At 40.5% G+C, this 24784-nt stretch carries 21 protein-coding genes and 1 pseudogene; 1 reads left to right on the plus strand and 21 read right to left on the minus strand.

Going from position 1 to position 24784, the window contains the following annotated elements; translation table 11 throughout:
• Positions 1–15: 15 nt before the first annotated feature.
• From tnpA to PGQ33_RS05640, 3 genes and pseudogenes are all read right to left on the minus strand, one after another.
• Positions 16–493: pseudogene (gene tnpA / locus PGQ33_RS05630) on the minus strand (IS200/IS605 family transposase).
• A gap of 430 nt (positions 494–923) precedes the next feature.
• Complete coding sequence (locus tag PGQ33_RS05635) at positions 924–1709, minus strand: GTP pyrophosphokinase (RefSeq protein WP_270205411.1); 786 nt, start codon at positions 1707–1709, stop codon at positions 924–926.
• A complete protein-coding gene (locus PGQ33_RS05640) occupies positions 1699–4482 on the minus strand; it encodes a translation factor GTPase family protein (RefSeq protein WP_270205412.1) in 2784 nt (927 codons plus the stop codon). The genes PGQ33_RS05635 and PGQ33_RS05640 overlap by 11 nt, the downstream gene beginning before the upstream one ends.
• Before the next feature lie 167 nt (positions 4483–4649).
• On the opposite strand from PGQ33_RS05640, the gene PGQ33_RS05645 reads away from it, so the two are divergent.
• The gene (locus PGQ33_RS05645; RefSeq protein WP_270205413.1) at positions 4650–6305 is read left to right on the plus strand and encodes a DUF885 family protein; all 1656 of its coding nucleotides are present in this window, start codon (positions 4650–4652) and stop codon (positions 6303–6305) included.
• A gap of 115 nt (positions 6306–6420) precedes the next feature.
• Here PGQ33_RS05645 and PGQ33_RS05650 read toward each other — a convergent pair whose 3' ends face one another.
• The 18 genes from PGQ33_RS05650 to PGQ33_RS05735 all read right to left on the minus strand — a co-directional run bounded on the left by PGQ33_RS05650 (position 6421) and on the right by PGQ33_RS05735 (position 24694).
• Positions 6421–7038, minus strand: a complete 618-nt coding sequence (locus PGQ33_RS05650; protein WP_195253493.1) for a DUF4317 family protein — start codon at positions 7036–7038, stop codon at positions 6421–6423.
• A gap of 85 nt (positions 7039–7123) precedes the next feature.
• Positions 7124–8146, minus strand: coding sequence for a DUF3878 family protein (locus PGQ33_RS05655; RefSeq protein WP_270205414.1), 1023 nt, complete (start codon positions 8144–8146; stop codon positions 7124–7126).
• Positions 8147–9175, minus strand: a complete 1029-nt coding sequence (locus PGQ33_RS05660; protein ID WP_270205415.1) for a transglutaminase domain-containing protein — start codon at positions 9173–9175, stop codon at positions 8147–8149.
• Between the two features lie 19 nt (positions 9176–9194).
• Positions 9195–10547 (minus strand): ATP-binding protein, encoded by a 1353-nt coding sequence (locus PGQ33_RS05665; protein ID WP_117557319.1) that lies wholly within the window; start codon positions 10545–10547, stop codon positions 9195–9197.
• 296 nt (positions 10548–10843) lie between these two features.
• Positions 10844–11203, minus strand: coding sequence for a DUF1667 domain-containing protein (locus tag PGQ33_RS05670; protein WP_055260332.1), 360 nt, complete (start codon positions 11201–11203; stop codon positions 10844–10846).
• Positions 11204–11206: 3 nt separating this feature from the next.
• Positions 11207–12475, minus strand: a complete 1269-nt coding sequence (locus PGQ33_RS05675) for an NAD(P)/FAD-dependent oxidoreductase (RefSeq protein WP_270205416.1) — start codon at positions 12473–12475, stop codon at positions 11207–11209.
• 17 nt (positions 12476–12492) lie between these two features.
• Positions 12493–13929 (minus strand): NAD(P)/FAD-dependent oxidoreductase, encoded by a 1437-nt coding sequence (locus PGQ33_RS05680; RefSeq protein ID WP_117557316.1) that lies wholly within the window; start codon positions 13927–13929, stop codon positions 12493–12495.
• 144 nt (positions 13930–14073) lie between these two features.
• On the minus strand, positions 14074–14787 hold the full coding sequence (locus PGQ33_RS05685) for an MIP/aquaporin family protein (protein WP_022220047.1): 714 nt from the start codon (positions 14785–14787) through the stop codon (positions 14074–14076).
• Between the two features lie 60 nt (positions 14788–14847).
• Entirely contained in the window at positions 14848–16344 is a 1497-nt protein-coding gene (glpK, locus tag PGQ33_RS05690; RefSeq protein ID WP_008373317.1) for a glycerol kinase GlpK, read from the minus strand.
• Positions 16345–16483: 139 nt separating this feature from the next.
• The gene (locus tag PGQ33_RS05695; RefSeq protein ID WP_117557314.1) at positions 16484–17053 is read right to left on the minus strand and encodes a glycerol-3-phosphate responsive antiterminator; all 570 of its coding nucleotides are present in this window, start codon (positions 17051–17053) and stop codon (positions 16484–16486) included.
• Between the two features lie 301 nt (positions 17054–17354).
• Positions 17355–17684: a divalent cation tolerance protein CutA gene (gene cutA / locus PGQ33_RS05700; protein WP_270205417.1), complete on the minus strand. Its 330-nt coding sequence runs from the start codon at positions 17682–17684 to the stop codon at positions 17355–17357.
• Between the two features lie 183 nt (positions 17685–17867).
• A complete protein-coding gene (locus tag PGQ33_RS05705; RefSeq protein WP_270205418.1) occupies positions 17868–18665 on the minus strand; it encodes an energy-coupling factor ABC transporter ATP-binding protein in 798 nt (265 codons plus the stop codon).
• Between the two features lie 4 nt (positions 18666–18669).
• On the minus strand, positions 18670–19521 hold the full coding sequence (locus tag PGQ33_RS05710; protein ID WP_055260337.1) for an energy-coupling factor ABC transporter ATP-binding protein: 852 nt from the start codon (positions 19519–19521) through the stop codon (positions 18670–18672).
• Entirely contained in the window at positions 19509–20264 is a 756-nt protein-coding gene (locus PGQ33_RS05715; protein ID WP_270205419.1) for an energy-coupling factor transporter transmembrane component T, read from the minus strand. Before PGQ33_RS05715 ends, PGQ33_RS05710 begins: the two co-directional genes overlap by 13 nt.
• A 24-nt stretch (positions 20265–20288) precedes the next feature.
• The gene (locus PGQ33_RS05720; RefSeq protein ID WP_270205420.1) at positions 20289–20885 is read right to left on the minus strand and encodes an ECF transporter S component; all 597 of its coding nucleotides are present in this window, start codon (positions 20883–20885) and stop codon (positions 20289–20291) included.
• A gap of 11 nt (positions 20886–20896) precedes the next feature.
• Positions 20897–21862, minus strand: coding sequence for a nucleoside hydrolase (locus tag PGQ33_RS05725; RefSeq protein ID WP_117824694.1), 966 nt, complete (start codon positions 21860–21862; stop codon positions 20897–20899).
• A 1-nt stretch (position 21863) separates the two neighbouring features.
• Entirely contained in the window at positions 21864–22787 is a 924-nt protein-coding gene (gene rbsK / locus PGQ33_RS05730; protein ID WP_270205421.1) for a ribokinase, read from the minus strand.
• Positions 22787–24694 (minus strand): PfkB family carbohydrate kinase, encoded by a 1908-nt coding sequence (locus PGQ33_RS05735; protein WP_270205422.1) that lies wholly within the window; start codon positions 24692–24694, stop codon positions 22787–22789. Before PGQ33_RS05735 ends, rbsK begins: the two co-directional genes overlap by 1 nt.
• Between the last annotated feature and the right edge of the window lie 90 nt (positions 24695–24784).

Raw genomic sequence — 24784 nt, forward strand, 5'->3', positions numbered from 1 at the left:
TGGTTTGTTCACGCCCTATAAGGGCTTTTTCCCGGCGCTGGAGTCTAAAGACTCATCGAAATGGTTCGTCAGCCGCAACGTCATCTGGTCATATTCATAATCTTCTTTTAATTGATTTTGAATATATTCCTGTATTTTCTTCGCATTTTTCCTACTGTATCTACATAATATCCTCGGCACCAGAAATGTCTGTTCCCAAATTTATATTTCAAATTTGCATGTCTTTCGAAGATTATTAACGTACTCTTCCCCTTTAAATACCCTACAAAACTTGATACACTTATACTTGATGGTAATTCTACTAACATATGTACATGATCTGGACACATCTCTGCTTCTACTATCCTGACCCTTTTTCTTTTGCATAACATGCTTAAAATACCTGCTATGTCTCTTTTTAATTGTCCATATATTATTTTTCTTCTAAATTTCGGTGCAAAACTATGTGATATTTACAATTCCATTTCGTATGTGATAAACTATTTATATCCATTTGGATACCTCCTTGTACTTTCATGTGGTTGGCGAACCATCATTATTGTATCACAGGAGATTTTTCTGTAAGCTAAAGCAATGCTGACTCACCTTGCAGGTGGTTTTTTGGTTTTCAAAGTTCCGTTTTTCGGATCAACGAAAAACTCCACAATGAAAACAGGCCCTTAACCTAACAAAAAAAGCATAACCGCAATTTTCTGCAGCTATGCCTCTTGGCATTTGACCTTTCTGTTCTTATATACTTTAAAATGCAATTTCCCAATATATAAAACAAACGGAACATAACTTTTTGTTATGCCCCGTCGCGTTTAATAGGATGTAATTATAATTAGACAATTTTTATTTGTCAAACAAATTTTACAATACTTTATTTCCTTTTGTTTTAAACGTCTTTTGCTTTTTATTTTTAATTTTTTATAAGAGATCCTTTATTTTTTATCCGGTTCTTCTTCTCTGAGTTTTTTCATCTTTCTGAAATACGAACTCATCTCATCTGCCACTCCCGAAAGCCTGTTCAGCAGTCCGGAAAACTCCGTCAGCATCTCATCATCCTTGTAATACGGATACACAATATCATGGTCAATCTCGCTCCATCCTTCTTCAAAAAGCGTTCTGCCCTGGATTTCCAGATAGTATCCGTGATACTTGATGATATAATGCAGTGAACGGTAATACCCGCCTGTCCGCACTTCAATCTGCGTACTGTCATAAATCCTCGTATCCCCGGAACGCTTGTATACTTTTGGACGTTCTGCGATATAGCAGTGCTCCGGATCCTCATCAAAATCCCGCAGCCTGTCCTCTACATAATTGTTCGGATCATTTTCAAACATCGAAGTGATGAACTTATGAAAATGGATCCAGTCCTCCCGGTAAAGGAAGAAAACCCTGATACCAATCAAATCTGTGATGTATTTGTGGTAATTCGATTTGTTGATATGTTCAAATTTTGCATAATTTTCTTTCCGCTTCCGGATGATCTTTTCCAGAAGGTGCATTGGATTCTTGGTTCTGTAACGATAGGAATGGATCCCTGCCCGCTCAATATCATAAATATATTCATCTACAAATTCTTTTCCCAGATGACGGAACAATTTCGTTTTTGACATATAATCTTCATAGATCTCTGTCAGCTCCTCCCAGGAAATCCGGGCAGCCGTAAGGTCATCCTCTGTCAGATTACAGGTTTTCAGAAATTCCTCTTTATTGATCATTTGCTCTCTCACCCAATTCTTTCCGGCCCATGCGGACCTCTTCCATATGACCGGCAAGCTCTCTGTCCATATGATCGAACAGATAATTTTTCGCACTCTCTTTGTGCAGCTCCCATTCTTCCTGAATCTGCCGGTTCACGATCTTCACCTCTTCCAGGAACTCCCGGGAAGATATGATCGTACCTCCCTGTCCCTGTGTGATCACCTGTTCCACACCATCTGATGTAACTACCGTCACATGATACTTTCTTCCGACTTCATGTACTACCTTTTCAATGTACATATCCGCCGTCTCAGCTTCTTTTGTATACACAACATGAATGTTGTGGTATTTGAAGATTTCCATTGCTTCGCCTTCAACCTTGTAGGCATCAAATACCAGGATCAGAGGATAATTCTTGAACCCCTGATAATTGCAAAGCACATCCATCAGTTTATTTCTTGCTGCTTCAATATTCTCTTTTGCCAGTTCTTTCAGATCATCCCATGCGAAAATAACATTATAACCATCTACCAGCAAATATTCCTGTACGCCTTCTTCATCTTTCTTTGCTTTTGGCGTTTTCCCTGCAGTCACAGTCTTTGGAAGACGATCGGCTTTTCTCTCTACCCGTCCGTAAGTCCGGATAAAAATCTCTTCCAGTTCCCTGTCTTCTCTGGCATTACGCGCATAATGCCTGCCGCCTCTGGCTGCTGCTTCTGCTGATCCGCTTTTCTCCTTGCGTAAATTTACCGGTACAGTCTCATCCAGACTTTTTTCTGTCTCTCCTGCCAGCCTTTTCCGCTCTTCCAGGATCTTCGGAAGCTGTGCCTCAATATGCATATGTTCCGGCACTTCCTGCCACGGTACATTATATCCTGCTCCATGAGCACAGAATACAGAGCCCGTCGGATTCTCCACATCCCGCTCCGGATCGTAACCAATCGCCTCTACAACCTCGTCCTGGTTATGGCATGGAAAATATCCCTTCAGCGTACAGAACAGTTTCCCTCTTCCTCTGCTGTATGTGGTTACTTCTCTCTGATAATCCTGCATTTCAGACACCGGTGCACTTCCGGTGACCACAGCCATATCATCTTCCGTCTCCGGTCCGTCAAATTCTCCATTCATCCGCTGAATATCCGTAAGTGCACGACCTGTCATCTCTGACGGAATTTCCAGACGAAATGCATAATACGGTTCAAGCAGTACATTCTCTGCCTGCATCAGTCCCTGGCGGATCGCACGATACACCGCCTGGCGGAAGTCTCCGCCCTCTGTATGCTTCAGATGTGCACGTCCACTGGCAAGTGTGATCTTCACATCAGTGAGCACCGATCCCGTCAGAACGCCCCGGTGCTCTCTTTCCAGCACATGTGTCAGGATCAGTCGCTGCCAGTTCTTGTCCAGCACATCCTCACTGCAGATCGTATCGATCGTGATTCCACTTCCCGGCTCTCCCGGTTCCAGTATCAGATGCACTTCTGCATAATGACGCAGCGGCTCAAAATGCCCTACTCCTTCAACTGTATTTTTAATCGTTTCTTTGTAAACAATATTCCCACTTCCAAAAGAAATATCCACGTCAAACCGTTCTTTTACAAGACTTTGCAGAATCTCCGTCTGCACTTCGCCCATCAGCTGGACCTGAATCTCTCCTGCCTCTTCATTCCAGACTACACGGAGCATCGGATCTTCTTCCTCCAGTTGTCTGAAATTCTGCAGCATCCGGTGGACATCACAGCCTTCCGGCAGCTCCACCCGGTAATTCAGAACCGGCTCCAGTATCGGTGCCGAAGAACTTTGCTGCATCCCAAGCCCCTGTCCCGGATAAGTCCGGGTAAGTCCTGTCACAGCACAGATACAGCCTTTTTCTGCTTCCTGCACCATCTCGTACTTGTCCCCGGAATAAATCCGGATCTGGTTGACTTTCTCCTGCAAAAGTTCTTCCTCTGCCATATATTCCAGGATCTCTTTGACCTTCAGTACTCCGTTTGTGATCTTCATATGTGTCAGGCGGCTGCCCTGTGAATCTCTGGATATCTTATATACCTTCGCTCCAAAAGCTTCTTCAGCATGCGTCCCGCTTACCGGTCCGTCCATGTATTTTTCCAGTCCGTCCAGTAATTCCTGCACACCTTCCAGCTTCAGTGCAGAACCGAAATAGCATGGAAATACCTTTCGTTCCCGGATCAGCGTCTGAATCTGACCTGTCGTGATCTTTCCATTTTCCAGATAGCTTTCCATTACCGTCTCATCGCACATAGACAGCTCTTCCAGAAATTCTTCACCCGCTTCTGTAAAGTCCACACACTCTCCGCTGAGCTTCCGCTTTAATTCAGCAAGTCTGTCCTGTCTGTTCGTACCGTCCTGATCCATCTTATTTATGAAAATAAAGGTCGGAACCTGATACCTTGCAAGAAGATTCCACAGGGTTCGTGTATGTCCCTGCACACCGTCCGCTCCGCTGACAACCAGGATTGCATAATCAAGAACCTGCAGGGTACGCTCCATTTCTGCTGAAAAGTCCACATGCCCCGGTGTATCAAGAAGAGTCACCTGCTTGTCTCCAAGCGCAAAATTCGCCTGCTTGGAAAAAATGGTAATCCCCCGGCTTCTCTCCAGCGTATACGTGTCCAGAAACGCATCTCCGTGGTCAACTCTTCCAAGCTTCCTGATCTGACCGGTAAGATAAAGGATTCCTTCCGAAAGCGTCGTCTTTCCAGCATCCACATGTGCCAGGATCCCGACAGATATATATTGTTTTGGCTTATTTTCAGATGTTGCTGCCATCGAAAAAATGCCCCTTTCTGCTCATAATAATCTCTTGATTATCATATCACAGAAAGGGGCATAAGTCGACACGCGAATCTTTTTATCTGTCCTGCTTTTCATTTGACATTTTCTGCGGTAAGATACAATTAGAACAAATTTCTAAAAAAGGAGAGTGCCATTTACTCATGAAAAATACTGACTTAACCAATACTTACCGCGAACTTGACAGAGAACTTGCCATTTTGCATGACCAACTCGAAAGCCACCGTTCTTTTGAAAATATCCTTTTTCTCCCGACTCCCGAAAAGATCAGGTCGGTCCGCGAAAAATGGAACGATTTAAAAACACAGGTTGAAAACCTGGATGCACCGGACAATGTCTATCGTCTGGTGAAGCATCATCTGAAAGACTTCCTGGATTCTCTCAAATTTACTATCGAAGAAAAAGAACACAGTCCGGAAGCACCTTTCCTGAATTTTGTTTATTATCTTCAGGAAATCGCACGCTGTGACAGGCGTTCTAATGAAGTACGTCTCGATGTCCTGACCAGAAAATTACAGACATTCCATGAAAATCAGGATTTGATCCTTAATCTGATCCATACACAATACGGAGAAAATGAAGCTTCCCTTTCTTCTGCCTTTGCCCGCGCAAGGCTGGATATGCAGCGCGACCTGAAACTGTTAAATGAATATTTCCCGGATTTCACAGAAGAACAGATTGCGTCTTTATCACAGTCCTTCCGGATTTTTATCGATCAGCTTCAGGAAATGGCAGATTTACTCGGTTCAGACTGCCAGTCTGACTCTGAAGAATTATTAAAGGATGATCTCTCAAAGACCATCAAGATGGATCCGGAAGCTTACCGCAGCCTTCTGAAAAACCGTCTTGGTGTATCTCTCGACGAACTGCTTGCATGGCATAAAGAAGAAATTGAAAAGACCCGTGCTGAAGTATTCGAAATCGCCTCCAAATTAGAGCTTCCGGAAGGAACTCCGAAGACAATGAAAGAAGTCAGTGATGTGCTTTTCCGCTATGCTGGTCCTTGTGACAGTGCCGAGGAAATGTATACACGTGCCAGAAATTATCTGAAACGTACCCGTGCTGTCGCTCATGAATATGTACGTCTTCCGGAAGATGAAACCTGTCTGTGCGTTCCTCTTCCGCCTTGCTATAAGGATTCTTACCCCTGGGGCGGTTATGAGGGTGGTGATTTCCGTGTCAAACCGCTCCGCGGCCAGATGTTCCTGAATCAATATAATTATCAGAACATTACCGATGGCTGGATCAAGATGAATACCATGCACGAAACTTATCCGGGACACCATGTCCAGTTTATCCGTGCAGCGATCGATCCAACACCGGAAACTGTAAAAATAGGAGCAAAAAGTGTACCTCTGGAAGAGGGAACCTGTATTCGGACTGAACGCGCATTTACCTTTATCTTTGCGGAAGACCCGTTCTTCCCTCTGTTCGTTGCATTCCGCCGTCATCATGCCTCTGTCCGTATCCTGGTTGATCTGCAGCTGTATTATTTTGGAGCGACACTGGAAGATGCTGTAAAAATCTACGAAGAAGAGCTTGGCTTTGACCGCGTAACTGCCCGCGCCCAGGTACAGGCACACCAGAATGCGCCGGGATATTTCACCTGCTATTATTATGGAATGAAGAAAATCTGCGACTGGGAAAAAGAGTATGGATATACGAAATGGGATTATACGGAACTGCTGTTCTCAGCTGGGCGGATCAGTATGGAAAGCCTGGAGATGCTGGTTAAGATGACCAAAGAAGAGCAGGGACGTTTCTTTACGGAGTTCCGGAGCTTGCTGATGGATGAATAAGGTAGGTTTTAAGGTGTTGGAGGGGGACGAAAAAACGGATAAATAAATTTGAGTATAATGATTTGTTTTAGTTTTTAAAAATTTGTATCTTTAAAATATTTCCAACAACACATTATTATAAAGATATAAGTCTACCAAGTTCTTCACGTTTCTTTTCAGTTATGCCATAGATATTTATATGGTTCAGGTCACCGCTGCGGTCTGTAAAGGCGGGGAAGAGGAAGCCGGATGTTGGGGATCCGGGTTCGTATTCGCCGACAAGGGGACAGATGGCGCAGATGAGGTAAGGGAACATCTCTTCGGATTCTCCGAGGCGTTCTTTGTCGGTGGCTTTGGCTGGGATATCGTAGTTATCATGGAAAACATAGATCGCGTAAGGGGTGGTGATCCGGATGTTTTCCATGATGATATCATAAAGAGTATCCATTAGGGCATCGTTTTTAAGTTCACAGTCTCTGAGCGCCATCAAAAGCTGCCACATACTTCCGGCTTTCTGATTTTCCGGCTGGATCTCGTATTTTTTCAGTTTTGTGTTTGTCTCTGCAAATGGAATTGTTTTGGCGATTGCGAGATTTTTTGTTTTTTCTGACGCAGAGAGTTTGAGGAAGTTGATGTTAAAGCTTCCGTCAAAATCTCCGTCTGCATCTACATAACAGCCTGCTATTCTTGTGAATGATGTTCTCGCAGGCGTCATCCGCCGCGTCAATTCCAGCATATCTTCTCGGTTGATCATTTGTATTTGTTCCTCTCTTTGAATATCAATTGAGTCTCACTCCGTTGACCTGTTTCTATTTTCTAAGTTCTCATATCATCCATTGCTAAAATTCCTCTATTTCAGCAACACGGTTCCCCTGTTTTTCTTTCCAAATCATCAGGTACACTTTGAAATCTACCGAATCTCTCGCCGCAGCAAATGGCTCCTCACGTACAAGTGTAACTTTCTGTCCGTTCGACTCCAGTTCTGCTTTTCTTTTTTCGGCTTTTTTCAAAATGTTCTGATATTTCTGATTAAATTTCTCCCCAAAATCCCTCCGTGGATAATTTTCCGCTTCTTTGGCAAGTTTTTTATTTAGCAAGTCTACAACCGCCGCATGTTTCTCCCGATGTAATAGTCGGGCAATCCATCTGCTCATTCTTTTTCCATGATATCTCCGGTATCTTTGCAGCCACCACAACAGACTTTTATCCCCTGCTTCTTTAACAAGCTCTTCCATTACATCCATTGCCTCTTCGGTCGGATTCCACGGATCTTCCATCGGGACAATATATTTTGCCGGAACTGCCGGATAACAGGTATAGTTCAGCGGAGGAAAATGTACCAGTTTTGCAAGTTTCCGTTCTGTATCACTTGTTGCCTTTTCTCCAAGGTATTCACATTTATCGCTCAGAATCGCCAGACGATATTCCAGAATCCGCAGATACTCATACCCTTTCACCCAGAAATGTCCCACATCTCCGTAATTATAAAGGTTCACCTCCAACGAAAGATCCTGGAAAAAAATGGTCACAACCGTTTCGCCCTGATATACGACAAGTACATATTCTCCATCCTCCTGGCTTAAAGTTGCGTCCAGCTCTCCTTCATAATCTTTCTGATAATGTCCGGTCATTCTTGCACCAGAGAATACCAGAAAGCTTTCCACTGCATCATTCATCAGATACACCAGACGCATTTCATCCTGGTTTTCCACATCTTTGTCTGGAAACAGAAGTTCAAACTGATCCTGACCGAGTAACTGGGCAAGCTTCTGGAAGGCCTCCGGAATTTCTTCATATGCATTTTCTGTATCCATGAACGCTTCCTCTGCTGACATATTTTCCTGTATTTCCAGTTCACTCATCTATTCCTTTTCTCCTTCATTTGCCTCTTCCATATCCACACAGGCAAGTCCTCTGTCCTCCACATAACTGACACGGATCACTGCCTGCGACCAGTTGAGGCTGATCCTGGCAGCCTTCTGCTTCTCTTCTCCGGCTTTCCGGAGCAGATCCAAAAGTTTCTCCAAAACTTCTCTTGTCAGATAGCCGCCTCTCCACTGAAAGGTCAATATCCTGCCCTTCTTAGCCGCCTGCAGCGACCGTTTATAGACATCTTCTTCTTTTGTAAAGGAAAGTTTCTTCTCCCGATAATAAAAATGATCCCCATTCGTACAGACCGGTGCCGGTGCGATCAGCGGTTCATGATCCCGGAAAATCTTCTTGTCGTCCAGATTGAAATAATCATAGCGGATCTCCTGTCCTGCCGCACTGTGTTTACCAAGCGTATTGTCAAAAGTTGCATCCAGATGATAATATGTACCACCAATTTTTACGATATTCCAAGTATGACGGTACTTGATCCCTTTTTCCGGATTGTTACCACAGACTGCGATCATGCACCAGATTCCAAGCGCATCACAGAGTATTTTCACAGATTTTGCAATCCCTTCACATACGCCAACTCCATGTCCAAGTGGACCGATGATCTCATGGGAATACGCCTTTTTCAGCTTATCATAAGTCACATTATCACAGATAAAATCATGAATATATTTCTCCTTTTCCCATTCAGACAAATCTTTTGCCGCCCGCGCAAGTTTTTCTACTCTGGAGGACATTGCCCTCTGATGCTCCCGGATTTTATTTTTGTCAAACAGATACTCCGGTACAAAGATCAGATTCGGAGAGTCCTGATAGTATTTATACTTATATCCTGTCATCCAGAAAATCTCCGGATGATCCAGCCGAAGCCTGAAAAAGACATCATAAAGCTCCGCACTTTCTATGCGCGGTATCTGAAATTCATCCGCAAGTGCATTTGCTCCCTGCATGATTACATGGTATGCTGCCTGCTGCTGTTTCGTCATTTTGGTATAATAGAATGGTTCCATGAAAGTCCTCCTGCGAATCCTACAGTAACATCGTCATATAAATTGGTATATACATAATTCCGTCCTGATATTTTAAATCTTTTGTATAGATAATAAATCTGTCTTCCGATTTTAACTGATACTTCTGAATCAGATAATCAAATGATTTGTGTGACATATAATTTGAAGATTTTACTTCAATCGGACAGATCTTCTTTTTTTTCACAATCATAAAATCGATCTCATATTTCTTTTCCCTGGTCGTCCCTTCTGGTGTATACAAATATTCATGAAAATACAACTCATGACCTGCCGTTCTGAGCATCTGTGCTACAATATTTTCAATAATCATTCCCTGATTTATCCCAAGATTATCTATAATCAGAGCCTTATATAAATCCTCATCTGTATTATCCCGGTTCTTCATAATCTGTGTAACCAGTAATCCGGTATCACCCATATATAATTTAAAATTACTTCTGTCTGCAAATAATTCTAATGCAACTTCCGGCTTTGTAACATTAATACACTCATTTCCGATCATTGCTTCTGAAATAAAGCTTACTGCATCTATATAATTTTGGTAACGTGCATTTTTATCCACCATAGAAAGTTTGAAATGCGAATTTTTATTCTCCAGCTGCTCTGGTATTGTACGATAAATAACTGACGCTTTTTCCCGATTTTCTGTATCATATTTTGCCAGATCTTCTTCATAAAGGCTCAGAATATTCCTCTTTACAAAATCAATCTGCGCATAACTTTTTCCTGAAACATAAGCATCTACCGCTTGTGGCATCCCACCTACAACCATATACGTACGGAAACTTTTCATGATTCTCCGATGAATCGCATCTCCAAGTGGCTTTCTTTTTTCAAAAGCTTCTCTGATTGTAGGAATCGTAACCTCATCATTGATTGCCCATAAATATTCTTCAAAATCCATCGGGTACATCTTAATCCGGTATTCTTCTGAAGGAATCAGTATATCCTTTACATTTTTCCGAATTGAGATCAGTGATCCTGTCTCAATATACTCATACCGTCCATCCGCAACAAGATATTTTATCGCCTGCCGTGCCTGTGGAAACAGCTGTACCTCATCGAAAATAATCACACAATTCTTCCCTTTTAAACTTTTTCCTTTTAGGAGAAACAGATTTCTGAAAAACGTATCCAAATCATTCATATTCTCGACAAAATTATTTTTAACATCTATGCTTTCTCTTGCAAAATCAAGAATCATATAATCATCATATTCATTTTTTGCGAAATCCTCTACAATGGTACTTTTTCCAATACGTCTGGCTCCTTCAAGCAATACTGCTGATGTGCCTGCTGCCAATGTTTTCCACTCAATCAGTTTGTCATAAACTTTTCTTTTAAAAATCATTTCGCATTCCTCATTTCATTTTACTTGGTAGTATTATAGCATATTTCCGCCTTAATTATACCATTTTTCACGAAATCATAAAATGTTTATACCTACTTTTTAACGAAAAACAGAAATGTTTTCATAGAGTTCTTAACGAAAACAAAAAATGTTTATACCACTTTCTTAACGAAAAACAGAAATGTTTATACTTAGATTTTCACGAAATCACAAAATGTTTCTCCAGAATACAATATAAAAAAGTCCCATATGGCAACCCTTTCCGTCACCATACAGGACTTCTCCTTCTTTTCCTTTTATTCAACATTCTTCGTCGCAACAATATCCACGCCCGTGTCCGCCACATTTTCAAGAATCACATCCCCAATATGAACCGGAGCCGGGACTTCAATTCCTTTGAGCGCCTTCACACATTCAAAGATCTTGCCCTTTGGGATATCTTCTTTCGTCTTCACCGATACCATATCGATGCTTCCGCCGGACACCCGCACGGTCGAAGTTACGATTCTCGTTGGATTCGTCACTTCTTTTCTTGCGTATACATCACCGCGTTTACAGGTATTTCCCGTGACGCTCACTACTTCTTCCCCATTCATTACAACTGTAAGAGGGCAGCCCATCGGACAGCCGATACATGTCAATTTCCTCTCTTCCATCGTCTACGCCTCCTCAATCTTTACTGTGATGGTCTGCAGATCCGGATATTTCAGAAGCTGCTCTTTTGTCAGCTTAATCTCTTCCATCTCACCTGGTGCAACAACCGGACGTTTTCTGTGGATCACTCTTTCATCATCAAAATATGCACTGATATAACAATTCTTATAGACACCGCCCACACGGAAACGCACGATCAGATTTTCATCCATCCGGTCTACGTTAATCGTTCCCGGAACTGTATAACGGACACCTTCGACTGGATTCATTTTAATCTCTTTTCCGCCTTGTCTGCGTTCTTCTCCCTGTTTGACGTATTCCGCAGCATTTCTTCCTGCAGTTCCGGCTTCTTCCGATACAAAGTCAACCAGGTCATGCACATGCAGGACATTTCCACAGGCAAATACGCCTTCGATGTTTGTCTCCAGGCTCTCATTTACCTTCGGTCCTGATGTGACAGGGTTCATATCCACGCCCATACCTCTTGAAATTTCATTTTCCGGAATCAAGCCTACGGAAAGGAGGAGGGTATCACAACTGTATTCTTCTTCGGTTCCAGGAATCGGTTTTCCGTGACCGTCCACCTGTGCCAGTGTAATGCCTTCCAGACGCTCTTTTCCTTTGATATCAACAACCGTATGGCTCAGCTTCAGCGGAATGTCATAATCATCCAGACACTGTACGATATTTCTCTTCAGTCCTCCGGAATACGGCATCAGCTCTGCAACAACCTTAACCTTTGCGCCTTCAAATGTCATTCGTCTCGCCATGATCAATCCGATGTCGCCGGAACCAAGGATCACAACCTCCCGCCCCGGCATATAGCCTTCGATATTGACCAGTCTCTGTGCCGTACCTGCCGAGAAAATACCTGCCGGACGATAGCCCGGAATATTAAGTGCACCTCTGGAACGCTCACGGCACCCCATTGCCAGAACAACTGCCTTTGCCTGAATCTCGAAAAGACCTTCCTCCCGGTTCATTGCGGTGACAACCTTCTGTGGACTGATATCCATAACCATTGTATTCAGCTTGTATTCAATATTCAGTTCTTTCGCCTGATCAATAAAACGTCCTGCATATTCCGGTCCGGTCAGTTCTTCCTTAAATGTATGGAGTCCGAATCCGTTGTGGATGCACTGATTCAGGATACCGCCAAGTTCTTTATCTCTTTCCAGGATCAGGACACTGTCCACTCCGCTTCTCTTTGCCGAAATTGCAGCCGCAAGTCCCGCCGGTCCTCCTCCAATGATAACAATATCATAAGCTCTCATGATGCAATGCCTCCCTTTTATAACGAATCCTTATTAGTACCTGTGATTATTTTAGAATCTCCACCGGATTTTGTGATCTCGAACATACTCACATGGCGTTCTCTCGCCAGGATCTCCATCGTTCTCGGTGAACAGAATCCTGCCTGACAGCGTCCCATTCCGGCTCTTGTCCTGCGTTTTACCCCATCCAGAGATTTGGCGCCGAGCGGTCTGTTGATCGCATCCATGATCTCGCCTTCTGTAACCATTTCACAACGGCAGATAATATTTCCGTATTCCGGTTTCTCTTTGATCAGTTCCATTCTTTCTTCCTTGCTGAGTGTATTCGGATCCAGAACGCCCTTTCTTGTTGCGATAAAATCTTCTTTTTCTTCCAGATTCATTTTATCCTTGAGGATCTGCGCCACCATTTCTCCGATTGCCGGTGCACTGGTAAGTCCCGGTGATTCAATGCCCGCACAGTCGATAAATCCTTTTGCATCCTCCACTTCCCCGATCAGGAACTCATGTCCGTCCTCATGTGCACGAAGTCCTGCAAAAGAAGTAATCACCTGACGGAGCGGAATATTTTTCACATTCATCTCTGCTCTTTCGATCACCTGATCCAGACCTTCTCTTGTTGTATTGGTTCCTTCTTTATCTTCGATATCGATCGCCGTTGGTCCAAGGATCAGATTACCGTGAACCGTCGGTGCAACCAGAATACCTTTTCCATATTTTCCCGGAAGTGCAAAAATCGTCTTGCTCACATGACTTCCCGCACTCTTATCAAGCAGGCAGTAATCCCCTCTTCTAGGGGTAATATGGATCTTCTTCTCACTTACCATATTATGAAACTTGTCTGCATAGACTCCGGCCGCATTTACCACGTACCTTGTCTGGAAAACCCCGTTATTTGTATGGATCTCCCATCCCTCATCTATTGGTTTAAGATCCGTAACTTCCGTATCAAATTTGAACTCCACACCATTTACATTTGCATTCTCAGCCATTGCAATGTTCAGATTAAACGGACATACAATTCCGGCTGTCGGTGCATAAAGTGCGGCATACGCCTGATCGGAAATATTCGGTTCCATTTCTTTCAATTCCTCACGGTTAAGAATTCTTAACTCCTTAACACCATTTGCAACGCCTCGGTCATACAGTGCCTGAAGATTCGGCATATCCTCTTCATGCAGACATACAACCAGCGAGCCATTTTTCTTAAATGGGAAATCCAGATCCTTTGAAAGCTGTTCCATCATCTGATTTCCCCTGACATTCAGTTTTGCCATCAGCGATCCTTCTGCCGCATCATAACCGGCATGGACAATTGCACTGTTTGCCTTGGAAGTACCACAGCATACATCCTCTTCTTTCTCGATTACACATGCCTTCACTTTATAACGTGACAGCTCTCTTGCTGTTGCCGCACCGGATACTCCAGCTCCGATAATTATTACATCATACATTCCCAGATCACTCCTTAATAACTGTTTTTTCTTCCTGAACTTCCTGCTTATGAAAAAGAGCCTGCCAAGTAAACGCATTTCCCTATGCGGTTATCCTGTCAGGCTCTCTCATCTCATGCCATTACCATTTTCAATTCTGAATTTTTACCACGGAATTGCCCCATACAGTAATACTGCTGCGATTGCTCCGATGATTGGTCCGATGATCGGTACAACCAGACCGTATCCGAAGTTTGAATCACCTTTTCCCTTAATTGGAAGTACTGCGTGTGCAAGTCTTGGTCCAAGATCTCTTGCCGGGTTGATCGCATAACCGGTCAGTCCGCCAAGTGACATACCTACTGATACGATAATTCCGAATACAAATAATTTGTCAACGCCTGTGGAAAGTCCTGTCACGTTTCCAATTCCCTTGATCGCAAATACAAGGATAAATGTTCCAACTGCCTCACTGAAAATATTCAGTCCTGTGTTTGCGATCGAAGGTCCTGTACAGAATACACCAAGCTTTGTTCCCGGATCTTCTGTTGCGTCAAACTGTCCTTTGAAAAGTAAATAAACGATACATCCTCCTACGAATGCTCCTGCAATCTGAGCGATGATATATCCAGGAACCATCGACCATGCAAAACTTCCGTCCACTGCAAGTGCAATCGTAAGTGCCGGATTAAAGGAAGCTCCTGAAGCCTCTCCGAAAATAAATGCCGGAAGCAGAACTGCAAGACCCCAGGCAAATGTAATCTGAACCGCACCGGCACCTTTCATACCGGATTTGTTAAGGTTCACATTTGCTACTACTCCATCTCCAAGAATAATAAGTATCATTGTTCCAAGAAACTCTGCTATATAAGGTAACATAATAAGTCCCCCTTTTCCCTATTCAATGTCCTGTTTTCATTTCCTTTTTACTGTCAAAATCTAATCTTCTTTTGCCCATCCGTAAGCATATTTGACAGCCTTATTCCAGCCTTTGATCCGTTTTTCTCTTTCTTCATCTGCAATCTTTGGCTCGAATGTCTTATCAATTGCCCAGTTCTTAATAACATCCTCTTTACTTGCCCAGTATCCAACTGCAAGACCTGCAAGATAAGCAGCTCCCATTGCGGTTGTCTCTACACACTGCGGACGGTTAACCGGTGCATTGATGATGTCAGACTGTGTCTGCATCAGAAAATCATTTGCACTTGCTCCACCGTCAACCTTAAGTGCTGCAAGTTCAATTCCAGAGTCAGCTTTCATTGCTTCCAGAACATCATTTACCTGATAAGCAAGGGATTCCAGAGTTGCGCGGATAATGTGATATTTATTAACGCCACGTGTAATTCCTACGATCGTTCCCCTTGCATACTGATCCCAGTGCGGTGCTCCAAGTCCGGTAAATGCAGGTACTACATAGCATCCGTTTGTATCTTTTACTTTCTTAGCCATGTATTCTGAATCCGGTGCGGAATCAATAATACGAAGTTCATCTCTCAGCCACTGAATTGCAGCTCCTGCCACGAAAATTGAACCTTCCAGTGCGTAATTTACTTTTCCATCCAGTCCCCATGCGATGGTTGTTACCAGTCCGTTCTTTGAGAAGATCGGTTTCTCACCGGTATTCATTAGCATGAAACATCCGGTTCCATATGTATTCTTTGCTTCGCCTGCATTGAAGCATGTCTGTCCAAACAGTGCGGACTGCTGGTCTCCTGCTGCTCCTGCGATTGGAATCGGTCCACCAAGGTAAGAAGGATCTGCTTCTCCATATACACAGCTTGACGGTTTTGGTTCTGGAAGCATGCATTTCGGAATGTTCAGCTCTGCAAGAATCTCATCATCCCATTCAAGTGTATTGATATTGAACAGCATCGTGCGGGAAGCGTTTGAATAATCCGTTACATGAACTGCACCTTTTGTCAGTTTCCAGATCAGCCATGTCTCAACTGTACCGAATAATAATTCTCCCTTTTCTGCTCTCTCTCTTGCTCCCGGCACATTATCAAGAAGCCATTTTACCTTTGTTCCTGAGAAATACGCGTCGATAACAAGTCCTGTTTTTTCTCTGAATTTATCGGTAAGTCCTTTTTCCTTCAGGCTGTCACAATACTCAGAAGTTCTGCGGCACTGCCATACGATTGCATGATGGATCGGCTCTCCTGTCTCTTTGTCCCAGACGATGGTTGTCTCTCTCTGGTTCGTAATACCAATTGCTGCAATGTCCTCTGCTTCTGCCCCAATCATGTTCATTGCTTCAACGGCTACACCAAGCATACTTGCCCAGATCTCATCTGCATCATGTTCAACCCAGCCCGGTTTCGGGAAATACTGTGTGAATTCCCTCTGTGCAACGCTGCACATTTCTCCTTTTTCATTGAACAGGATACATCTGTTACTTGTTGTTCCCGCATCCAGTGCCATTACATACTTAGCCATACTCTTTTTTCCTCCTTTAAAATAAAAATCGTTGCTTTGCATGTTTTATAGTAAAGCGGATATTCTATGCCGCTTCGCTACTTACTCATCCTCAAATACCTGTACTTTGTTTAAATACATTACTCCTGTTACTTTTGTTTTACATTTTCCAGACTTCGTGATTCGTAGATGAAACTGCGATCGCTCCAGCTGAAAGTGCCGCCATCACAGATTCTTTGTCCGAGATCAGACCGCCTGCAATGATCGGCGTCTTTGACATTTTACAGACTTTTCCGATCACCTTCGGCATCACCCCCGGAAGTACTTCGATATAATCAGGCTTCACGGCGTGCTGTTGCTGCCTGATATTCTCATATGCCATCGAATCCAGAAGGAAATATCTTAGGACTGTGAACATCTTAAGTTCCTTCCCCCTTTTAATCAATGCAGCTTTTGTGGAAATTATTCCATCTGCTTCTGTATTTTTCCGGATAAAATCTACGACAATTTCCTTACTGCTAAGACCGCTTATCAGATCTACATGAACCATCGCAACCTTCCCGGAATCTTTTATCTGTTGGACGATCTCACGGATCGAACAGACATCTCCAAATAAAATAAACACAACCCGGATATCTTCCAAAGAACAGCAGATTTTTAAATCATCCATGTTCTTTACTGCTGCAATGATCGGATTTTCTTCTACTGCTTCATAAAAAAATCTGCTCATCATATCACCCTTTTGCCGCTTTTAGAGTACAAAAAAAGAGCGTTGCCTACCACCAGCCTTCCGGCTGTCTCTCTTACATTCGCTCTCCTGTCACGGCATCTCTTTTCAATTCAATTACTTCCTCAACTGGCTTTACTATATCATATTGCATAAATTTTTTCAATTATTTTTTCAAAAAATATACTTTTTGTATAATTTCTACAATTTTTCATATCATAAACAGGGCTGTTATTTAATTTAAATTGTTTTTCTTTATGCAACTTTTTCGTTACCTTATTGACAATATTGTTAAAACAAAAACTTAGAATGAAGTCCGCAAAATCGGAATCGCATTGATCACCGGTTCTTCATACGGATGAACCTTTTTGACTGCTTCAATTGTCTTGTCAACTTCTTCGGTAAACACTGTTACCTCCACTTTCACTTCAGGCTCTTTACTGATCTCACCGGTGTTTCCGATATACGGATTACATCCTTCCAGCGGACGCCAATACCCGGTTACCTCGCTCGATGACATACAAGAATCGTAGTTACCGATATGTCCTGCATCTACTTCCTGCAAAGCTCTTTGTAATGTCGGCAGGTGCGTTTCCGGAATGAAAATTTCCAGTTTGCAGTATTTGAAATCCATGTTTTGATTGCTCCTTTCTATTACAATACAGTTCTATAATATACTACAATTCTTTTTCATGCAAATTCTATAAAAATCTTTCAACCCATCAATTAGCTTTTACACATTAGATTATCTAAAAAGGGCTAGTCATTTCGGCTAACCCTTACTAATTCTCATGAACTTTTAATACCCTATATTCTTTTAAACAAAATGTTTTAAAAATTCCTCAATTGTAACTGCGGTCTCATCTAATTTTAATTTATCACACAGATTTCCCATATAAGTCTTTTTTAGCATGCTGTCTTTTAATAATTCATCATCTGAAAAGATTTCTTTTGCATTTCCTACTCTTAGCAGGTTTTTACGTGACATTACAAATATTTTTTTAAAATTATTTACTGCGAACTCCATATCATGTGTTATAGTAACCACTGTTTTATTCTCTTTTTTCAGCTCTGTAAGAATATTTTCCAATCTCTTAATTCCAATTAAATCTTGTCCGGCAGTTGGTTCATCTAAAATCAATATTTTATCATCCATTGCCAATACAGATGCAATAGAAACAAATTTACGAATTGAAAGTGGAAGATTATACGGATTTTCCTGCATTTGTTCTGATAATCCACATAACTTAGCTGCCCATTCCGTTTTCTTCACAATTTCTTCTTCTGATAATCCTTGTTTTTTAGGTCCAAATCTAATTTCATCTTCGACATTATTATGAAAAATCTGATCATCCGGATTTTGGAATACATATCCTGCGATTTTTGACAGTTGTGCTGTTGTATAATCTTTTGTATCCATTCCATCAATCAAAACCGTTCCATGCGTTGGCTTTAATAATCCATTTATCATTTTTACAGTTGTTGTCTTTCCAGCACCGTTCTGACCTATAATAGCGATTGCTTCTCCTTCATTAATTTCAAAACTAACGTTTTCAACAGCGGAAAAACCATTCGGATACTGAAAACTCACATCTTTGAATTCAATAATCCCCATGTTGCTACTCCTTCTTTCCTATTTTTTGAAGCTGATCAGCCATTTCGTCTGAAGTAATAATGTTATCTTTCATTCTTACTCCATGGTTTTTCAATTCATTTGCGAGATAAACTGTTAACGGCAACATAACTCCAAATTTTTCCAATTCAATCTCGGATAAAACGTCATGTTTATCACCATGACGAATTACTTTCCCCTGATGCAGAACCACTACTTCATCACAATATTCAGCCACTAATTCCATTTTATGTTCGACCAGAATGATTGTCTTCCCCATTTTTTTCATTGTTTTGATGATTTCAAAAACACGCTCTGTTTCCTGTGGATCAAGCTGAGATGTCGGTTCATCTATTACTAAAATATCCGGTTCCAAAACCAATACGGATGCCAGTGCAACTCTCTGCTGCTGTCCACCAGATAATTCAAATGGATTTTTTTCCTGCAAGTACGTTGTATTGGTAATTTCCATGATTTTTTCTACACGCGTCTTTATCTCCTCTACAGGCACTCCAAAATTTTCTAATCCATATGCAATTTCTCCATAGACAGTATCCCTGGCTCCTGTAATCTGGTTAAACGGATTTTGAAATACATATCCTATCTTAGATGCTATTTCTCCCATCTCATATTCTTCGAGATTCTTTCCGTCAATAATAACCTTTCCTTTCATTTCTCCTTGGAAAAAATTAGGAATAAAACCTCTTATAATATTACACAATGTTGTTTTTCCACTACCATTTGCACCTAATATCGCATAAAATTTCCCTCTTTCAAAAGATAAATTTACATCAGCAATACTCGGGGTTTTAGTCAAAGGATATGTATATGTAACATTCTGTATATCTATATAAGCCATAAAGCAACCCTCCCTGCAATACCTAAAACTCCTAATAAAGTAATTATTACAACTGCTTTTTTATCTGCTTCTGTTTTTTCTATATCATATAAATGTGTTGGCTTTATCCCAGATGAAAATCCTCTTGCCTCTAATGTCAATGCTCTTTCTTCTGTTCCGGCTATCGAGCTTAATACAAGTGGAATAATCGTCGGCACAAAAACCTTTGCTCTTACTAAAAGATTTCCTTCCGTTTCTACTCCTCTTGCTTTTTGTGCATTCATAATTGTCTGTGATTTTTTCTTTAAAACAGGAACCATTTGAAGTGTTGATAGAACCACATAAGAAGCTTTTGCGCTCATTCCGCTCTTTTCCAAAGCTAATACAAAATCCTTTTCCTGTGTAACCGAAAAAAACCAGATCAAGCTACCGCCTACTCCCATTAATGTAATTCCAAGTTTTAAAGCAAATAGAATTCCTTCTAACTTTGCATTAAATATCCAAAAAGAAAATATTACTTCCCCTCTTGGGTAAAAAAATGTCTGTATAAACAACAATATCACAAATAGAACACCGACTGAATTTCTCACTTTACGGATGAAGCTCTTCCAGACATCACTTAGTGCAGCTATGATATTAACAATTACAAACACAACCAACTTACTTAAAATCCCCGGCATAATGATATCTAAAACAACCAGAACTATTGCTAAATAAAATTTTGTTAACGGGTAGAGCCCGACAATTTTATTCTCTTGCTTCATTATTCATTCTCCTTAAAATATGTACTAGTTACTCTTTGTTTTAATGAATTTTTCTCCATATTTGTATTTAACGAGAGATCTTTCCGGTATTGCTTTAATGATAAAATATGCAATAAAGACTGAAATTAATTTACCGACACTTTCTGTTACAATATAAACTGATAAAACTGACTCTAAAATCTGTTTTCCGGTTGCCATTAATCCTGCTGCTAACATGGAAGCACCACCACCAGTTGCTCCTCCAAAGAAAAATACAGTGATCGGTGTTGCTGTAATAGTTCCTACTAATGCAATGATAATTCCTGAAATAACTAATTTCCAAACCTTTGTCATCATATTATATTTTGATAACAATCCTGATGAAATTCCAATAAAGAATGCACAGAAAGCATATGGAATCCATGTTGGATCAAAAATACCGTTAATTAAGTTTGTTAATACACCCGTAACAGCTGCCGGAAGTGGCCCAGCCAATGCACCGACTAAAATAACACCTATCATATCCAAATCTACCGGTATTTTTAATATCGAGGTCATCTGCCCTCCGACAATATTAATTGCAATCGCTACCGGAATTAATAAAATTACCATCATTGAAAATGTTTCATTCTTTTTCCTCATTTTTATTCCTCCTATTTTCCCTCAACTAAATCTGTAATATCTTCGTTAAATATTTCCTTATAAAATAACTTATAAAACTTAACTACATCAACATCATATGCATATTTTGCATTGCATTTGTTTTCGTTCCAGTGTCCACCAATATCTACAATTGACTGACCTCTGGCAATTCCTTCTGTCACCACATCAATATATGCCGGTTTTAGCTTTACAATAGAATTGTCCAAGAAATATGCCACCGTTAATACATCATGCATCGGTGAAACTGCTTTTCTTCTTGATCTCCAGTTTTCATCCATTCCTTCTTGCGTAATATTATATACAAATGTTGACAATTTAGTATTTAACATTCTTAATATTTCTCGCATACTGCCATCTAAAGCAATTTTATTTGTAACATCAAGTCCAATCATTGTCACATCCTGAATACCAGACATCAGGACTTCATGTGCTGCCATTGGGTCTGCCCAGAAATTATACTCTGCCACAGGACTCATATTTCCTGTATATTTTGCCCCACCCATAATAATTAATCGTTTTAGATTTCCGGCAAAATCAGGCGATTTACGAATTGCATGTGCGATATTGGTACATGGTCCTATGGCAAAAAGTGTAATCTCTTTCGGATGCCCATTTACATATTCCACAAGAAAATCAACTGCATTCTGATCCTCTTCTTTTTTATCCGAAGCGATAGTATGGGCAAAACCGCCTAAACCATCATCTCCAAATGCACTCACTGTTTCCGGCTGCTTCTGGTCTAATGCAACCGCAGATCCCCGATATAACGGAATATCCTCTCTGCCACACAAAGATAGAATATTCAATCCATTCCTTGTCGTTGTATCCAATGCTCCATTTCCGGTAACGCTACATACTGCTTTTAAATCTAATTTTCCTGAGTATAACGCCAGTATAATAGCCAGTGCGTCATCTGAACCCGGATCACAATCAATAATAATTTTTTCCTTTTCCACCTTACATTTTTCCTCCTTTCATTTCATCTACCTCTTCACGAGTCGGAATTGATGTTTGTGCACCTTTTCTTGTTACTGCTATGGAAGAAGCTTTTTGTCCAAATTCAATTGCTTCTTTCCAATTTTTGTTTTGACTTAAAGCCAGTGCAAATGCTGCTGTAAAGCAATCACCTGCTGCCGTTGTATCTATGGCTTTTACCGGATATGCCGGAAAAAATTCTTCTATATCTTTATTGATATACAAACAGCCATCTCCACCCATAGTAACGATTACATTTTTTACTCCTTTCTTTATTAATATCTTTGCTGCTTCAGTTATATCTTTTCTGTTCTTCACTTCCATTCCTGTCAATATCTGTAACTCAGTTTCATTAGGCTTAATATAGTCAATACCTTTCAGTATATTTTCAGGAATATCTTTTATCGCTGGTGCCGGATCTAAAATTACAATTTTTCCATCCTCTTCCACTATTTTTTTCACATATCCAACTATCTCTAATGGAATTTCTAATTGCATAATTATAATATCACTTTGTTTAATCAAATCCAGATTACTGTCAATCAGCTCTTTTGTGACTTTACCATTAGCACCGGCAATAATTATAATTGCATTTTCTCCCTGGTCATCTACTGTAATAAAAGCTTGTCCTGTTGGAATATCATTCATTACTTCTATTCTGGAAATATCTACTCCAACACCTTTTAAGCTTTCAAGAAGTTTTTCACCTTTTTCATCATTACCGACGGCTCCCATCATGGCAATGTTTCCGCCCAATTTACCTGCTGCAAATGCTTGATTGGCACCTTTTCCACCTGGTATCTGGGCAATACTTTTCCCTGCAATAGTTTCACCAGCTTTCGGCATACACGGAGTTTCTATAACAATATCCATGTTTAAACTTCCAACTACCAATATTCGTCTCATTACTCTTTTTTCATCCTCCTTCTATCGTTATACTTTTTATGAATTTCTCCTTCATATATATCTACCGACTTTCTATCTGGCAAAGCCGGCTGTACACCATAACGTGTAACGCTGATTCCTGATGCATAAATTGCAAAATCAATAGATTCTATTAATTTATGACCTTCACTTAAATAAACTGCAAGTGCACTAATAAATGAATCAGCCCCTCCCGTTGTATCTACGGCCTCAAATCCTGTTCCTTCAAAAAAGAGTGAATACTCGTCATTCTTTAAATAACACCCTTCTTCTCCCAATGTAACAATTACGTTTTGTATCCCTTTATTTCTTAATATTTCAGCCTTTTTTTCAATCGTTGTACCTTCTGGAACTAAAGTAAATAATTCTTTTTTATTAGGTACAAAATAATCAATTTTATTTAAAATTTCATCCTTTACCTTTGAAGTTGGTTTAAGTATGATTTTTATTTCATTTTCTTCGCAATATCCGACCGTATATTCTATAATAGATTCCGGTATTTCTGTAGATATCAGGCAATATTTTGCTTTTTCAAATATATATTCATATTTTTTTAGATGTTTAATACTTAAATTTGTATTCGCACCGGCATAAACCGTAATAGCACTTTCTCCTCTTTTATCCACATGGATATAGGCTTTTCCACTTGGCAAAACCGAATCAAATCGTACCCCCTCCATATGAACATGATTTTCAATCAAATTTGTGTATATTCTTTTCCCATCTATATCATTTCCCAAGCAACCGATCATATACACCTGACCACCTAATTTACCAACACCCACAGCTTGATTTGCACCTTTGCCACCAGGGAAAACATACACTTTACTTGCCATCTGATTTTCCCCTTCTCCTGGAATTTTATCAGCTTCTATCGTAACATCTATGTTCATACTTCCCACTACGATAATCTTCTCTCCTTGTTTCTCTCTCAACGGTGGTGCAACACTATTACGATGTATGATTTGAGGCGAACACATTCTAACCGTATCCGTTTTTTGTCCTGTTTTATCCATTTCGAATAAACATTTTGTTCCCTCACTAACCATCTCTTCAATTGGGAAATCTATAGCTGTAATCCCTCCACTAACATACTGTAGTTCTTTTCCTTCGCCTATAGCGATAATTGATAGCTCCTCTGGAATATTTGTTTTTCTTTTTTCTAAAATTCCTGCTACACGACATGCTATTTCAGGAGTACCACAAATAATAGCTGTTTCGCTTTCTCCAATAAACTGTGATATCCCAAACTCTTCTATTTCTTCATAAATATACATCCATGCTGGGTTTATTTGCATATTCTTATTTTGCATTGCCAATTTATAATCTTTTAAAAGTCCAATCTGGCTCTTATTCACAATACAAGCTATTTTCTGATGTCCTTCTTGAACAAAATTTTCTACTGCCAGTTCTACTGCTTCAGATATTTTATAATAAAAAATCGTTTCATTCAGTTCATTTAATCCACTGGTATCATTGTAATTAACGATAACCCCCTTTTCTCTCTTATCCGCTATGTTTACAAAATCTTCTGTTAAAATTCCTGATACCTTTTTCAAAATCATGTCCTGACACAATATTTTTGTATCATTCTCATCTTCCGAATATCCAATAACAAGACCATAATTATTTTCACGTGCTATTCTTTCAGCAACTGCTATGTATCTTTCTTTTTCCTGATTATTTTTTTGCAAAATCAAACCAACAAGTCGATTTTTCATACCGGCTTTATCAAGAAATTTAAAATATGGAACATAATGTTCTCGTTCTATTACCTCCAAAACCTTTTTTCTTGTTTCTTCGCTAATATCCTTATCTTTCCCATTCATTACCTTCGATACCGTCGAAGCTGACACACCTGCCAAATTGGCAATATCTCGTATATTCATTTTTCTCACCTGGTTTTATCTAAAGTCTTTAGTAAACTCGTTTTGTATGTTTCAAGCTTATCATTTTGTGCATTTCTTTGCAATACCTCA

Source organism: Coprococcus sp. AM100_B19A, assembly GCF_027662015.1.
GTDB classification, from domain to species: Bacteria; Bacillota; Clostridia; order Lachnospirales; family Lachnospiraceae; genus Allocoprococcus; species Allocoprococcus comes.